Annotated in this window: 12 protein-coding genes; 5 read left to right on the top strand and 7 right to left on the bottom strand. The window is 42.6% G+C overall.

Going from position 1 to position 14,917, the window contains the following annotated elements:
• Positions 1 to 268 precede the first annotated feature (268 nt).
• Positions 269 to 832, top strand: coding sequence for an NUDIX hydrolase (locus F6K52_RS19265; protein WP_293081038.1), 564 nt, complete (start codon positions 269 to 271; stop codon positions 830 to 832).
• Between the two features lie 360 nt (positions 833 to 1,192).
• The gene (locus tag F6K52_RS19260; RefSeq protein ID WP_293081035.1) at positions 1,193 to 1,483 is read left to right on the top strand and encodes a hypothetical protein; all 291 of its coding nucleotides are present in this window, start codon (positions 1,193 to 1,195) and stop codon (positions 1,481 to 1,483) included.
• Positions 1,484 to 1,511: 28 nt separating this feature from the next.
• On the opposite strand, the gene F6K52_RS19255 is transcribed toward F6K52_RS19260, so the two are convergent.
• Positions 1,512 to 3,230: a glycosyltransferase family 39 protein gene (locus F6K52_RS19255; protein ID WP_293081032.1), complete on the bottom strand. Its 1,719-nt coding sequence runs from the start codon at positions 3,228 to 3,230 to the stop codon at positions 1,512 to 1,514.
• A 235-nt stretch (positions 3,231 to 3,465) separates the two neighbouring features.
• On the opposite strand from F6K52_RS19255, the gene F6K52_RS19250 reads away from it, so the two are divergent.
• The gene (locus tag F6K52_RS19250) at positions 3,466 to 4,641 is read left to right on the top strand and encodes an LptF/LptG family permease (RefSeq protein ID WP_364418553.1); all 1,176 of its coding nucleotides are present in this window, start codon (positions 3,466 to 3,468) and stop codon (positions 4,639 to 4,641) included.
• Between the two features lie 166 nt (positions 4,642 to 4,807).
• On the opposite strand, the gene F6K52_RS19245 is transcribed toward F6K52_RS19250, so the two are convergent.
• From F6K52_RS19245 to F6K52_RS19220, 6 genes are all read right to left on the bottom strand, one after another.
• A complete protein-coding gene (locus F6K52_RS19245) occupies positions 4,808 to 5,173 on the bottom strand; it encodes a DUF5615 family PIN-like protein (RefSeq protein WP_070395639.1) in 366 nt (121 codons plus the stop codon).
• Positions 5,170 to 5,520 (bottom strand): DUF433 domain-containing protein, encoded by a 351-nt coding sequence (locus F6K52_RS19240; RefSeq protein WP_293081029.1) that lies wholly within the window; start codon positions 5,518 to 5,520, stop codon positions 5,170 to 5,172. Before F6K52_RS19240 ends, F6K52_RS19245 begins: the two co-directional genes overlap by 4 nt.
• A 391-nt stretch (positions 5,521 to 5,911) precedes the next feature.
• Positions 5,912 to 7,120 (bottom strand): 4-hydroxy-3-methylbut-2-enyl diphosphate reductase, encoded by a 1,209-nt coding sequence (locus tag F6K52_RS19235; protein ID WP_293081026.1) that lies wholly within the window; start codon positions 7,118 to 7,120, stop codon positions 5,912 to 5,914.
• Positions 7,121 to 7,216: 96 nt separating this feature from the next.
• A complete protein-coding gene (gene iscB / locus F6K52_RS19230; protein WP_293081023.1) occupies positions 7,217 to 8,527 on the bottom strand; it encodes an RNA-guided endonuclease IscB in 1,311 nt (436 codons plus the stop codon).
• Between the two features lie 383 nt (positions 8,528 to 8,910).
• Complete coding sequence (locus F6K52_RS19225; protein WP_293081020.1) at positions 8,911 to 9,780, bottom strand: GDSL-type esterase/lipase family protein; 870 nt, start codon at positions 9,778 to 9,780, stop codon at positions 8,911 to 8,913.
• A 147-nt stretch (positions 9,781 to 9,927) separates the two neighbouring features.
• On the bottom strand, positions 9,928 to 11,445 hold the full coding sequence (locus F6K52_RS19220; RefSeq protein WP_293081017.1) for an ammonium transporter: 1,518 nt from the start codon (positions 11,443 to 11,445) through the stop codon (positions 9,928 to 9,930).
• Positions 11,446 to 12,508: 1,063 nt separating this feature from the next.
• On the opposite strand from F6K52_RS19220, the gene F6K52_RS19215 reads away from it, so the two are divergent.
• Together F6K52_RS19215 and F6K52_RS19210 are read left to right on the top strand one after the other, a co-directional pair.
• Complete coding sequence (locus F6K52_RS19215) at positions 12,509 to 13,465, top strand: hypothetical protein (RefSeq protein ID WP_293081014.1); 957 nt, start codon at positions 12,509 to 12,511, stop codon at positions 13,463 to 13,465.
• A gap of 51 nt (positions 13,466 to 13,516) precedes the next feature.
• Positions 13,517 to 14,917 (top strand): DEAD/DEAH box helicase (locus F6K52_RS19210; protein ID WP_293081011.1); only part of this gene is annotated, 1,401 nt, incomplete at its 3' end.

The raw sequence follows: 14,917 nt of genomic DNA, 5'->3' as shown, positions 1-14,917 counted from the left end.
TGATAAACAAAGAATTATTGAAGAACTAAATAAATCAAACTCTCAAAAAATCGAAGCAGAAGTTTCAGTATTAACAGGAAACCAATTCTCTAAAGAGGTTTTTTTTAAAAGCATTACTTAAAAAATGGATTAAAAATTGAGATAATTGAGTTTTTTTTAAAATAAGCTGGTATGACTCCAAGTAAAATTTAAACTATTAAGTCATATGTAAAAAAAACCACGCAATTATCCAATAATTATATCTTATATTATTAAATAATAATATCCTATGAACCCAGAATTTTCCCAAGATTCCGATAATCCATTTACAAGGATATCATCCAAAATTATTTATCAAAATCCTTGGATGGATGTAGTCGAAGATGTCGTAAAACTTCCTTCAGGAAAAGAAAATATATATGGCAAGATTATCAATAAAAGTCTTTCAGTTGGAATAATACCACTAGATTATGAGCTAAACACATGGATCGTAGGGCAATTTCGCTATGCGATACAAAAATACTCATGGGAAATCCCAATTGGAGGTGGATTATTCTCTGTTCCACCCATTGAAACAGCAAAAAGAGAATTAAAAGAAGAAACTGGACTTAAGGGCAATAATTGGAGGGAACTTTTGAGACTGAACACATCGATAGCTTTTTCTGATGAATTAGCTATTGTCTATGTCGCAACAGACCTAGAAATAGGAAATCCTTGTTTTGATGAAACTGAAAAAATAAGAATCAAGAAACTTCCTTTCAGCGAAGTTATAGATATGGTGACGAGTGGTGAGATCGTAGAAGCCATTAGTGTAGCTTCATTATTACTATTGGTTAGACAACTCAACTTGTAAATTATGTAAAACTTTCCTGGAAGGGTGACATGCAAGCTGAAGTCCTTAAGATGCGCTTTTCTTTGCCGAATTGAATTCGCCATGGGTCGCAGCTAAAAGATAAATGCTGTTTTGGGCGCTCTATTGGAGGTAGTTATAAGGATTTGAGGTTCCATAAAATCCTTCGTAGGGTCAATTTGAGACTGTATCTTCCCTGAGATAATTGCCATCAAAGCCTTATATAGTAAGCTTTTTAGGGCTCATATTACCCCATCAGATGTCAATACCCCTGATTACTGACCAACTTGCCCCCTTGCGACTTGCTGGTATCTAGCGTCTAAAATAAAAGAAAGTAATAGATACTACAATTCCTCAAAAAACTTGACTACATCTGAGCCGCCAAAAAAATTAGTAATCAAAAAAATACCCCCGATTGAGCGCAAACCCCAAATCGCACTCAAGAGCGTAACTAATTCTGAGGGTGAAGTTTTCCAGTGCCAAGACCAGATTAGAGTAAAAGCACCTTGGGGAAGTAGAGCTACTGCCGAGATTACAGTCTTGTATCAGGATGAGAGTGGCAATCCTTGGGCGCAATATAAGCCAAATGAATCTGACCCGAAGTGGGATTGGGAGGGAGGCTGTATCCGTGCAGAGCGACTGAGAAAAGCTTGAATCCTAGATCTGTGAATGATTCGACTACTCAGCTTGGATAAGGCTTCACCATCTTAGTCGCCCAATACACATGGAAAACCTCTGTGACTGCTCCAGCCCGTCGAATCGGCACTGTCCCTATTTCCTGGATATCCTGAAAATAAGCTCGATAGCTATCTTTCAACTCTTGAAATCGCTCCAGAGTAACGTATAATCCATCTTTACCCAACCATTGCTCAGGCTGGAACCAGACCATAAAACCACGCATATCCTCTCCCAAGCAGGTAATTGGTGTAGAGGTCAGGGGACTAATCGCCATCGCTACGATCCCACTGATATAATACCCATTGCTAAAGACAAAGCTAGACTTTTGTAATGCTTCACTCAGGACAGGAGACTCAGCAAATCCTTGTCGCAGTTGCTGAATATCAATCAGTTCTGTAGAGGGGTCATCCTTGGGAGAGACAAAACCCCCAATTAAAGCATATTGACCGGATTTTTGCAGTGTTCCTGTAGTGATATGCAGCAGCACAAACAATAATAGGCTAGCTACTGCTATGGCTGAACCCTTTAGCCATCGGTTAACCCAACGGCGCGATGGCACTTTGTGCCCGCCTAAGGGCGAACGCATTTGCCACTGTTGCGCCTGTTGCCCTAGTAGTAAAGTTATCCCCCAAAATCCTGGCATTGGCCAAGTGGGCAAAATTTGGTGATATCCTGCTAAGAGAGTAAAGCCTAGAACTAGGGGTAGGGATACCCATAGGATCAATCTTGACTCCAATTTTGATGTCTTGCTATACCGGGTAAATTGAGCAAGTAGCGATCGCAAACTCACCCACCACATGGGCAATGCCATCGTAGGGAAAAGATAAGCTATCCCAGATAAAACTATCACTAATACATTTAACCAATTGTAGCCCTGTTGAGGTACCTCTGGCTCTGGTTTAAAACGGGTGGATAAATGGAAAGTAAACGATATCCAATCATGCTGTATATTCCAGTACCAAATTGGAAAAATAGTTATGATAAATAAGATTAAACCTAGCCATGCCCAAGGTGACAATAATGCACAACGATGACGTGGACTCGTTAAGCAAAAACCAACTAATCCTAAGCCTAAAATAAAGCCATGATATTTACCTAGACAAGCTAAACCTACTAAAATACCTAGGAGTGCTAACCGATAGCTAGGTCGGTATGAACCATAAATAGGGGTTAGGGTGTGGGGGTTAGGGTGTGGAGTATTGGAATATAAACTATTAGGTTTAGTAGATAGTTTACTAGATAATTTTTCCCTTGAATGTTTCGCTCTTACGGGAAAAAATTCGTAAGCAGCACATAACAAACTAGCTGACCAGAAAAATATCAGGGGACTATCGGGTAGGGTAAGGACACCAAAGCCAATTTGAAAAATCGGAATAATGGTAGCGGACGCTAACGTTAATCGAGCCGCTTTGGTGTTAAATAGATGAGTGCTAGTCAGATAGATTAGCAATAGGCTACCTGTATACAAAATCAGGGAACCCAGACGAATAGTGAATTGGGAAACCTCTCCCGTTATCCAAGTCCCAAAGCCAGTAGTCAGGGCAACTAAAACTGGGTGATCAAAATAACTCCAGTCTAGATGCAGGCTATAGACATAGTAATAGGCTTCATCAATACCAGGGTAAAGCCAATAAGCAATTATACACCGAAACAGTAGCCCCCCTAGCAGCCAACCAAGTACAAATTGATGTTGAGACAACCGTTTCAGGGCGTTAGGCATCATAATCTATGATTTTTTTAATTTTGTGAGGTGCAAATTACTTGATTTTAGGGAGCAGGGAGCAGCGAGCAGGGATGAAAATACAAAAATAATGTGTACCTCATGATTATGATAATTTTCAGATTTTACAGATACTCGCGCTTAAGACATGGTAGGTTTACTGGATTGGGGAAAACTTAGCAACAAAAGCCATGAAATTGCTTTCTATGGTTTTTGGAACTGTAACCACTAAAGAAGAGTGAAACTGGGCAAACCTTACTTCCTCAAATTTGTTTTTCCTAGCTTATCAGTGATGGATCGCTACATCGCTGCTGAACTCATCCCACCGTTTCTATTTGGTGTTGGCGGGTTTTCATCTATTGGTGTGGCTGTGGGTAGCCTGTTTGATATGGTAGTCAAAATCACTGAATTAGGACTATCCTGGACAATTGCTGCCCAAGTCGTGCTGTTGAAGTTTCCTGAGTTTATTTCCTATGCCTTACCCATATCAGTACTGCTCGCTACACTAATAGCATATTCTCGCTTGAGTAATGACAGTGAGTTAATTGCCCTGCGCAGCTGTGGTGTGAGTTTATACCGACTAGTTGCCCCTGCTCTGGTGCTCAGTCTAATTGTCACGGGGATCACTTTCCTCTTCAATGAATTAATTGTTCCAGCGGCTAACTACCAGGCAACTATAACATTAGAAAAAGCTCTTAATCAGGAAAAACCCGCTTTCGATGACAACGGTATTCTGTATCCAGAGTATCACACTTTTACCCAACCCAATGGCACAACTAATCAGACACTCAAACGCTTATTCTACGCGAATCGATTTGATGGTCAGAGCATGAAAGACCTGACTGTCTTGGAGTGGTCTAATCAGGGCAAGTTGAATAAAATTATTCTATCGGAATCAGCCCGTTGGAACTCTAAGCAAAATACCTGGGATTGTTCCGATGGGTCAATTTATTTCATTAGTCCTAAAACCTCTTTCCAGAAAATAGTAACCTTTGATCATCAAGAAATTCCATTTCCTAGAGCGCCCCTTGATTTAGTCACTAAAGCCCGTGACCCCTATGAGATGAATATTCTTCAATCCATAGAAATGATCCAGTTGCTTAAGGGAGCTGGCGATCGCAAAAAACTCCGGATGCTGCAAGTGCGGATGCAACAAAAAATTGCTTTTCCATTCATTTGTATAATCTTTGGCTTAGTGGGAGCAAGCATAAGTATTCGACCTAAACGAATCAGCAAAGGGACTAGCTTTGGGGTCTGTTTAATCGTAATTTTTGGCTACTACTTACTGAGCTTTGTGATCGGAGGTTTTGGTATAGCGGGAATTATCTCCCCAGTTGTAGCCGCCTGGTTACCTAATCTATTCGGTTTCGGAGCAGGAGGATGGTTGTTGTGGCGATTGGAGGCTAATGGTTGATGGTAATTTTGAGTAGGGAGTAGGGAGTAGATAGTAGGGGGAAGAAAATCGACTGTAGCTCATAAGTACGATCGTCAGTATTCAGCGTAATACTTACATTAATTTATCACATTGGATGTTAATTTAAAATTCTGTAAGCATTCAGGTGCGTTACACTGTTGTTTTTTTATTCGCTCAAGGGTAAGTATTCAATTCGGTCTTGATATTCCTTGGGAAAGGAAGCTCCAGCAATAATGATTAGCTCTGCTAGGGTTTCTCCAATATGATTGGATGGATCGATTACAAAAATACCCGGTACGTGGCGACTCTCTGCGAGATGGTCTACTAAATGTTTAGGCATAGATTTCCGATTGTTTGTTACTAAAATAAAATCATGAATCTCACACCAGATTAAAATCTCTGGATCGAGAGTTCCTTTAGGAGGAGCGCCTGGATCGCCGATCCTTCTGACAATAAGTTCTGGTGCTTGGCGCATCAGTTGGGTTCGGTAAAGGGAGGCGATATGCTCGTCCAGTAAATATTGGATCGTCATACAGCGCTCTTCGGTTGGGATGACTCTCGCTCCAGAGCGGCTTCTGCTTTCAATTGCCGGAACCTCTGTCGTGCAGGAGAAGGATTCTGTTTTTGTTCTTCTCGTTGTTGGCGGCAAAACTCTAGCCAGTCAGCTAAGTAAGCGCTGACCTCTTCTTTGTTGTGTAGATAGTAGAGAATAGTGGCATGAACCTGTTCTAAGGTAATGGTGTCAAATTGTTGGGTAATTTCTTCAGGGGTTCTGGCGCGGTAGATATATTCGTAGAGGACGCTTTCGATACCAATGCGGCTACCTTTGATGCGAATGTCGTCAGAGGCTAGGAAGTCGAAGTAGTCTTGGATTTCCATGGCAATTTGCAATTACTAAAAAAAAGTTTTAAAAAAGAAACATAGGAGGCGCGAATACACTTTTTAAGTAGATGTAAACTACATTTAATTTTACCGTTCTTATTTTTTTAAAGTCAACCTATTCGTTTATAATGGAAACGTGATTGCTAGGGCTAAATCAAACTTTTGACCATTGTTTTCCTGGTAATAATTCAATAGTTTTTTAGCATCCCCAGGATCGATATCGAGGCACGTAAGCATTAGGCTGTTCGCGTAGCGTGCGCGTAGCCCATGAGCTTAGAACTGAATGCTTACAAAATTGTTAAAATTGAAAATTATCAATGGCTATAAACCCTTTGAAATTTTCAATTTTAACTAATCCCAGTGATTCCTAAACTAATCCCAGTGATTCTTAAACTGCTACAGCAGTTATCTTCAGTTCAAAAATCTTATTGATTACATCTTCTACTACCCGATCAGGAGTAGAGGCTCCAGAGGTTACTCCTACTACTATCGAACCAGAGGGAAGCCAATTTCGTGCTACTTCCACCTCTTGATGTAGGGGTTTATGCTCGATTTCATCAGCAGAAATAATCCGGTTGACACTGTCAATGTGATAGGATGGTAGTTGTCGCTCAATCGCAATTTCTTGCAGGTGAGTGGTATTGGAGGAATTAAAGCCACCAATCACAATCATCAAGTCTAGCTTTTCTTCCACTAGCTCCAACATGGCATCCTGCCGCTCTTGGGTGGCATCACAGATGGTATTGAAGCTTTGGAAGTGATCATTTAAATTAGACGTACCATATTTCTTCATCATGGTGCGCTCAAAAAGTTTGCCCATCTGCTCGGTCTCGGTCTTGAGCATAGTTGTCTGGTTGGCAATCCCAATCCGCTCTAAATCCTCCTCTGGGTCAAAGCCAGCGGAGATAGCGTTTTTAAATTTATCGAGAAATTCCTCCCGGTTACCACCATTGAGAATGTAGTTGGCAACGTATTCCGCTTCTTGTAGATTCAGTACCACTAGATATTTTCCGGCAAAGGAACTCGTTGCTACGGTTTCCTCGTGTTTATATTTGCCGTGAATAATGGAAGTGTATTCTTTTTTCTTATGCTTTTCTACCGTGTTCCATACTTTGGACACCCAGGGACAGGTAGTATCTACAATCTTGCAGTCTTTCTCGTGGAGTAGCTGCATTTCCTGAACACTAGCACCAAATGCTGGTAAAATCACTACATCCCCAGCACCAACAACAGAGAAGTCTTTCTTGCCATCCTCAACAGCAATAAATCCTACTGACATTTCCCGCAAACGCTGGTTAACAGAGGGGTTGTGAATAATTTCATTGGTAATCCAGATCTTTTCACTGGGGAAGTGGGTGCGGGTTTCATAAGCCATGGCTACAGCTCGCTCTACACCCCAGCAAAAGCCAAATGCTTCTGCTAGTCGGATGGTCACATCTCCCTGTTGCAGCCGATAGTTCTTGGCACGAATCTCTTCAATCAGACTGCTTTGATATTCCGATTCCAACTGAGAGGTAACTTCGGCTTCGTGACCAAATCCTTTACGGTGGTAGTTATCTGATTTTTGGAGTGAGCGCTTGAAAGCTTTTGTATCCATCTAAAAATGCGGGAAGGGAACTCCCGTTATAAACGTCAGTTTTAGCGGGAGAGGAATTCCCGCCAACAAACAACTTTCAAGGGCGGCGAATCCGTATTAGTTAACTTGGTATTCATAGCCATCAGCCTTAAAAATTGTTTGCAAGTATTTCGGATGTACATCAAACTTTTTTTCGGGTAATTGCAGTACAAAACTAGGACGATAACGAATAGCTATCCGCCCTGTGTGTTGCCCTGCATACTTTCCTTTTTTGATATCAGCCTTGACAATATCCCCTGTCTGAAAGCCTCTAAAAAACTTGGCAGACGGTGCATGAGCCTTAGGAAATCCGTATTTGTCCGGACGACACCGTTGACGAATACCATGACCTTTAGCTGTAATATTGAGTGGCTTTACTCCGTTAAGTAATAGCTTTTCAGGGGTTGATTTGCCCACACAAGCTGCATCAGTCCAATGATTTTTGTCGATGCCTTTAGTTTTTCGGTTGAACTTAGTTAACCCGCCAGAACCTGTCTCAACAGGCAGTTCAGTTCGTTGCAATCGTCTTAATAATTCCCAACGGGTAGCATTGACAGCGGCAGCATCTTTTAAAGAAGCTTTAGCTTTAAGTAACACTTTCTTGATAATTTCCGGTTTCTTTTTGAGAAACTTTTCAATAGAATCATTTCCTTTTTTTTGATTACAACACCGACAAGCGAGAGTTAAATTACTCACACGGTTGCTACCACCCTTAGATTTAGGGACAATGTGTTCAACTTCTAAAGGTACGTTTTCCACACCACAGTATACGCAATTATGACCCCACTTGGAGAGTAGGTATTCTTTGATCTCAAACCCAAACAGTTCACCCCTTTGGTACTCGACTCCAGAAACTTCAGGGTTCTGTATTTTTTGTAGATCAAACCGGACTAGCTCTTGGGAAATTGCTGTTACGGGGCATAACTTCCTAAGCCTTCTAACCCAAGTTTCAACATTAAAAACTCGACTCATTAATGACGGTGGAAGCCAGCCTTTCCCCGTAGCCGACGCTTCGCGAACAGGGCGTGTTCGATTTAAGAACCGAGGCTTACGGTAACGGGTCTTACGGTTCCGTCTACCCCGTCTTAAAGCTCGCCTCGACTCCAGAGCGTTTTTGATTTGTTGCCCTCGATGGTTGATTTCTAAAGCATTTGTGACCCGCCCAGATTGCTCCTGGACAATAGCTATCCCTGTTGTTTTAGAGCCAGGGTCTATCTTGATTCTGTGTGGATGAGTAACAGAATCTTCAACTGCTCTATTCTGCAAAATGATAGTGAATGGATATCTTTTGAAGACTTGAGCCAACCCCTTATTAAGTAGTTTTCTAGCCCGTGCCGGATGACATGGATCTAGAGGTTTTTTGTTTTGATCTAGTACGAAAACTCGCATTACTTTGAACACTCCGTAAAACGGGTAAAGTTTGCCTCGGCAATGTTATAAGAGCTTTTTCGGCTAGCAACACTTCCTTAACTCGTTACAGATGTTTAATTGCTAACAACAGAGCTGAGGACTGGCACGTATCCGCAGGTGTTATGACTCAAATAACGTAGACCTCGGTCGGTCTTAGCCTGGTCAACTATGAGCTTCTTACAAGCTCCCGCTATAGTCGGAAAGACTTAGCGGTGAGTTGTTGACGGAGCTATCTGAGGAAAATTAATTATCAATCACTGCTATTACTATTAATTTAGTTTTAATCAACCGTGATCTTAGTTACTATAGCAATCCTAAATAAATTGTGATAATTTTTTTTCCTACTCCCTGCTCCCTGCTCCCTACTCCCTACTCCCTGTTCCCTTTGCTATAGGAATCCCTACTCCTTCTTGGAGGATTAGTTGCTCAAAGATTTGTAAACCATAGCGCCACACTAAGTAACCTTGGGGACTCAGATGCAAGCCATCGGTACTAAGCTCAGGTTGCAGGTTGCCCTGATTATCAGCAAAGAGGGGATAGAGATTTAGATAAATCGCTCCTTCTTCGTGAGCGATCGCTTTTAGCTGCTGGTTCAGATTTTGGATGCGACTGTTGGGGATAGTAAGTAAGCGATCGCGTCCTTCCCAGGTTGCCTGTTCAGCACCATGGGGCAAAATCGATTGAAGGACAATCTTAGTTTCGGTATGGGCTCGCCGCAAGTAGCGAATGGTTAGCCGTTGGTTTTTTAGAATTGCTTCATCTTTGACCCCCCGAATTAGGTCATTGATGCCAATCATCACAAAAATTGCTTCTGGCTTAGTCTGATCCAAAATATCTAAGCGCTTGAGCAACCCTGCTGAGGTTTCCCCAGACAGTCCTTGATTAAGCCAGTAGCGTTTTGGAGGTAGCAGTTTGTTGGGAAACCATAGGCTTAGAGAATCTCCCAGCAGGACAGTTAACTGCTCCGGTTGTTGATTAGCCACTACCTGAGCTTCCTTTTCCAGCAGTGCCAGCCATTGTTGGTAATTTAACTGATGTCGTGGCCCTAATTCAATTACTGGCTCAGGGGTAGGATTTAAAATTCGGGTAGTTACCACAGGATGGCTAACTGGATCTGACTTTGACTGGTGATACTCAGCAAGTAGTACCCAGGTAAGAGTCACAATCATAAACCCATTGGCAGCAAGGGATAGTAAAGCCCAAGGTGGACAACGCTTCAATTCAATGAACAAAAAATTGGCATTATCTCATTTCTAACATCCCTGAGGGCAAAGGTAATACCATCAGTTGACAGTTAATGTTAACTGTTAACTGTTAACTCTTAACTGTCAACTCTTAACAAAACCTAGTTAAAAGCAATCGGCCATGTCAGCAAAACGCTAAAATTCAGAGCTACTAGCCATGTCTGTAGTACTACTGAAGTTACCCATGCTAGAACTAGGCATCACACTGGATTCCTTAACAAATCCAGCGTAAGCTTCCATACCGTGTTCGGCAATATCCAAGCCTTCCAGTTCTTCTTCTGGTGTCACCCGGATACCGAGGGTTAGTTTCAGCACGAACCAGACGATGCCACTAAACAGCACCGTGAACCCGCCAATGGCTAGAATACCGATGATTTGGGTGCCAAGCTGACTAGGACTACCAGCGGTGAAAAGACCATTCTCTTTAGCGAAGAGTCCAACGGCTAGGGTTCCCCAGATACCATTGACCAAGTGAACTGAAATTGCCCCTACTGGGTCATCAATTTTGATGTTGTCAAAGAAGGAAACAGAGAAGACAACAATGATGCCACCAATAGCACCAATAATCACTGCTGAGAAATAGCTGACACTGGCACAGGGAGCTGTAATTGCTACTAATCCTGCCAAAATTCCATTGATGATCATGGACAGGTCTGGCTTACCATCTTTTAGCCAAGCCGTCAATGTGGCGGTAATCCCACCAGCTGCTGCGGCTAGGTTAGTTGTTACCGCAATATAGGGCACTGCCTCACTAGCAGCTAGCTCAGAACCGGGATTGAAGCCAAACCAGCCGATCCAGAGAATCAAGCAACCAAGAGTGGCAATACTCATGTTGTGACCTGGGATAGCACGAGGTTCACCGTTTTCGTACTTACCGCTACGGGGTCCGAGGAAGGCAGCTCCCATCAAAGCCGCCCAGCCACCAACGGAGTGAACCACGGTTGAGCCAGCAAAGTCTGAGAATCCCATGGCACCAAGCCAACCATCACTGCTCCAAACCCAGTGTCCCGTGATAGAGTAGGATACCCCAACAATCAGGATGCTGAAGATTAAGAAGTCTAGGAACTTAATCCGTTCAGCAACCGCACCAGACACGATGGTTGCGGCAGTTCCAGCAAAAGCAGCTTGGAATAGGAAAAATACGGCTATCGGTAGACCTGCCGGAAATGGATCTAACCCATAGGTAGCGGGGTCTTCACTGCTGAGGAAAAAGCCCGACAGCCCAATAAATGCGTTGCCTTTGCCGAACATCAAGGAAAAACCAATTGCCCAAAACGAAATAGTTGCTAAGGCAAAGACAATTAGGTTTTTCGCGAGAATATTAACCGCATTTTTCTGGCGGCAGAAGCCGGTTTCTAGCATTCCGAATCCGGCATTCATGAAGATAACTAGGATGGCAGCTACTAAGATCCAGATAGCATTAAGAGTACCCTGAAGTTCTTCTGGGGTAGGTCCCGCGCTATCCTGGGCAACAGCAGCTGTATGCCAAACTAGAACAATTATCCCTGTCAGAGGAATGCAGGCGAGCCAGTAAGGGGAAAAGGATTTTGCGATCGCTTTAAATGGCTCTAGATAAGGAGAATCCCACGATGAGCGGGAGGCTTGGTGAGCCATAGGTCGCCTAGATTTTACTAGGGTTCCTTTGTTTTTCATTGTTCGCTGAGATTTTGAAATTGTCATAATAAGTGTTAACTTACCTCTCTTTTAGATACACTTCCTCACACTGAGAAACTTCAGTAAACAAATTGTAAAATTAGCCACCGAAACCTAAGAGTCCATCGTTTTTCAAGGACTCATCATGACCTCACCCTGCTACCTTTACATACCTGATTGCTAGATGCTAGACCCCTGTCTGCGCCAGTAATCAGGGAGTTTCTGCAGCTAAAGCCTCGTCTTAAGACAAAACCTTACAAATAACTGGGACTATAGTCAAGGGAATTAAAGCAATTTTTCATTAAAAATTTCTTTAAATGAAATTTTTCACTAAAAATTGCTGCAGAATGCCCCACATATACTGGTAGAGTTACTTGCTGACGGTGCTTTCAAGGGATGGAAGCCACCTTGAAAGTACTTAGCCCCAACCGACATGCTGCACCTCTAACTAATGGTTTATACTAATGGTTTTGAAATTAATCCAGTTCTAGGTTCAACTAAGCATGTTTTCTTGGTAGAAAATTGACTAAGCAATTTCGATCAAACTGGTACACAATACATGGTGATCAACCTCTCGTGTAAAAGTGATTACTCCCCTCGACCACATACGCCACGATTTCTCAACTACCATGCACGCTTTGCTCACGAAAATTTCCTGATAATCCGAACTGGGGAAATATAAAGGAAGTGGTTACCAGCTAAACGGTCATCAGTGGTCTAGTCAACCCTAAGAAAGTTTTACCTCTTTAGAGCCGGACCTAGATCCTTTCGGATTAGGTGGGGTTATTGACTAGTTAATACCTTTGTCTTTGAGGTGCTTTGATCTAAGATCTTTTCCTGTTCAAATTCTGTATCAATAGATACTGTTTGTCACAAAAAAATCAGAGTATTCAAAACTAGGCAGATGCAACGTCTAGTTGGGGATCTAATTGGGTGTGGAGAATTTGATACTCCCACAGGTAGAAGCCGAACGTGCTACAACTATGAAAATGGGCATACTGTAGACTAGGCATGTATTTGATATGCTCAACGGATGAACTATGGAATTGTATAGATAAGAGCAGTGAATCGAATCGACCAGGAATTGGCAGCCTTAGAGGAAGCCATCACCCGTTTGACAAAAGAATTCCAAACAACATACTCTAACTATTTGACCTTTTTAGGTCAATGCGTTGGACAACAGCTGATTATGGCTGCCTATCGGATTTGTACTCAAGGGTATCCTGAGTCTTTTATAAATTTGTCGGTTAACAGTAGGCAACAGTTACAGCAATCCCTACGAAAGCTGGCTCAAGAGACTCAACAACAGTTGCCATCACTCCTAGAACAGTCCCAAGAGTCAAGGTCAGCTACTACTGGTGACTCTGGTGATGACTCTGGTGATGACTCTGGTGATGACTCTGGTGATGACTCTGGTGATGACTTTGGTGATGACTTTGGTGATGACTCTGGTGATGACTTTGGTGATGACTCTGGTGATGACTCTGAAATGCCTTCATCTACAGAAGACTCTCCATTTTTTAATGCTCTCACCGAGCCATCACCAGCAGCTGAGTTAAGGAGTAAACCACGAAATAGCATAGAGAAACTGGAGCAATGGCTCAAGCATTTAGAGAGTGGGATCAACAAAACAATTCAAGATGTCTCTGTGGAAACTAATCGGGTATTGCATAAATTTTCGATCATACCAGACAAATTTCCCCAAGAAATCCTAGAAGCAGCAGCAAAAGTCGAAGCATCTGCGGTCGAAACGGCTGAATCTCCCAATATTATCAAAATAATGATGGAAACTAAAGGTGATGGTGAAACAGATGAATCCACATTAACCCGTATTATTGCCGTTAAGCTGCGTTTATCTGAGATAGAATTTGCTGACCCCAACTTGACCCCTGGACGTAATAAAATTAGAGACCTATTAGGTAAAATGAGTCAACTGAAGCGAGAGTATTACAAAAAACAGCGGCAAAAGGCAATTGCTCAAGCCGAAGCAGCATGGCGTGCCAGCTGGTTTGACGATTAAACTGAGGTAATTATCAATTACTAATGACCAATGACCAATGACCAATGACTAATGACCGAATTACCAGATTGGGTGCGATTGCAAAAAGCCCTGTCGGTAGAAGCAAGAGTTGGCTTTACTGATTTGGAAGGGAATCAATACCGCTTTAGTGAATTCCTCTGCCTCAGTTTTGGTAAGACTCCTAATGTCCTAACATCAACTGAGAAACGGCGTTGGCAGGACATCGGCAATCAGTTTGCCCGTTATGCTCAGATGACGCTACAGCAAAGGCAACATCTGGTAGCTGAGACTCGCCGCTTTCTCAACGACCTCAAGCAGAACACTCAACGCCGTTTAGTTGAAGATCAATCTAAAACAGAACATCCTATGGTCAGAGTGCCTAAAACCAAGCCCTTGGTGGAGAAACAACAGGCATCCTCAGAGCTTGGTAGCAAAAAAAACCTTGACCTACCACTGGCTAAGTTGGCAGCGGTGGGTAGTAAAAACAGTGAGTATTTAGCACGTCTGGGTCTGCACAAAGTGCGTGACTTGCTATATTACTACCCCCGTGATCATATTAACTATGCCCGTCAGGTTAATATGGCTGACTTAGTACCTGGTGAAACAGTCACTATAATGGGTACGGTGAAGCGCTGTAACTGCTTCAGTAGCCCCCGTAATAAAAAATTAACTATTTTAGATATAGTCTTAAAAGACTCTACTGGTCAAATTAAGCTCAGTCGTTTTTTTGCTGGCTTTCGTTACAGTAATCGTAGCTGGCAGTATCAACAAAAGCGGCGGTATCCAGTGGGAGCAGTGGTAGCTGCCTCAGGTTTGGTAAAGAAAAATAAATATGGGATTACTCTAGAAGACCCGGAACTGGAAGTATTAGAGCATCCAGGGGGTAGCATTGACTCGATGAAAATAGGTCGAGTTGTACCGGTTTATTCCCTAACAGAAGGGGTACCAGCTGACTTGGTAAGGCGGGCAATAATTGCTGCACTTCCCTACACTTCTTTGATTAAAGAACCCTTGCCAGTAACCTTTCGTAAAGAATATGGGTTGATGGGGGTCTGTGATGCGATCGCAAACATTCATTTTCCCCAAGATGCAGAAACCCTTGCTGATGCTAGAAGGCGCTTAGTCTTTGATGAATTTTTCTACTTACAGCTAGGATTTCTCAAACGCCGCCAAGCTCAGCGTAAAAGCCAAAGCAGTGCGGTCATGGCTCCGATTGGTAAACTATTTGACCAATTTAATCAACTACTTCCTTTTGAATTAACTGGTGCTCAGACACGAGTTATAAATGAAATTCTCAAGGATATGGAATCAGAGACACCCATGAATCGGTTGATCCAAGGAGATGTCGGTTCCGGTAAAACTATTGTGGCAGTTTATGCTATTCTAGCAGCCATCCAATCGGGATACCAAGCTGCTTTGATGGCTCCTACTGAAGTATTAGCTGAACAGCAC

The sequence above is a fragment of the Moorena sp. SIO3H5 genome (assembly GCF_010692395.1).
In the GTDB taxonomy this organism is placed as follows: Bacteria; Cyanobacteriota; Cyanobacteriia; order Cyanobacteriales; family Coleofasciculaceae; genus Moorena.
The sequence above is the reverse complement of the archived record's forward strand: the minus strand, read 5'-3'. Positions and strand labels throughout refer to the sequence as shown.

Excerpts from the sequence above, each read along its gene's own strand:
- F6K52_RS19265 (WP_293081038.1), top strand. The coding sequence starts at position 269 with ATGAACCCAGAATTTTCCCAAGATTCCGATAATCCATTTACAAGGATA.
- F6K52_RS19255 (WP_293081032.1), bottom strand. The coding sequence starts at position 3,230 with ATGATGCCTAACGCCCTGAAACGGTTGTCTCAACATCAATTTGTACTT.
- F6K52_RS19245 (WP_070395639.1), bottom strand. The coding sequence starts at position 5,173 with ATGACGATCCAATATTTACTGGACGAGCATATCGCCTCCCTTTACCGA.
- F6K52_RS19240 (WP_293081029.1), bottom strand. The coding sequence starts at position 5,520 with ATGGAAATCCAAGACTACTTCGACTTCCTAGCCTCTGACGACATTCGC.
- F6K52_RS19235 (WP_293081026.1), bottom strand. The coding sequence starts at position 7,120 with ATGGATACAAAAGCTTTCAAGCGCTCACTCCAAAAATCAGATAACTAC.
- iscB (WP_293081023.1), bottom strand. The coding sequence starts at position 8,527 with ATGCGAGTTTTCGTACTAGATCAAAACAAAAAACCTCTAGATCCATGT.
- F6K52_RS19220 (WP_293081017.1), bottom strand. The coding sequence starts at position 11,445 with ATGAAAAACAAAGGAACCCTAGTAAAATCTAGGCGACCTATGGCTCAC.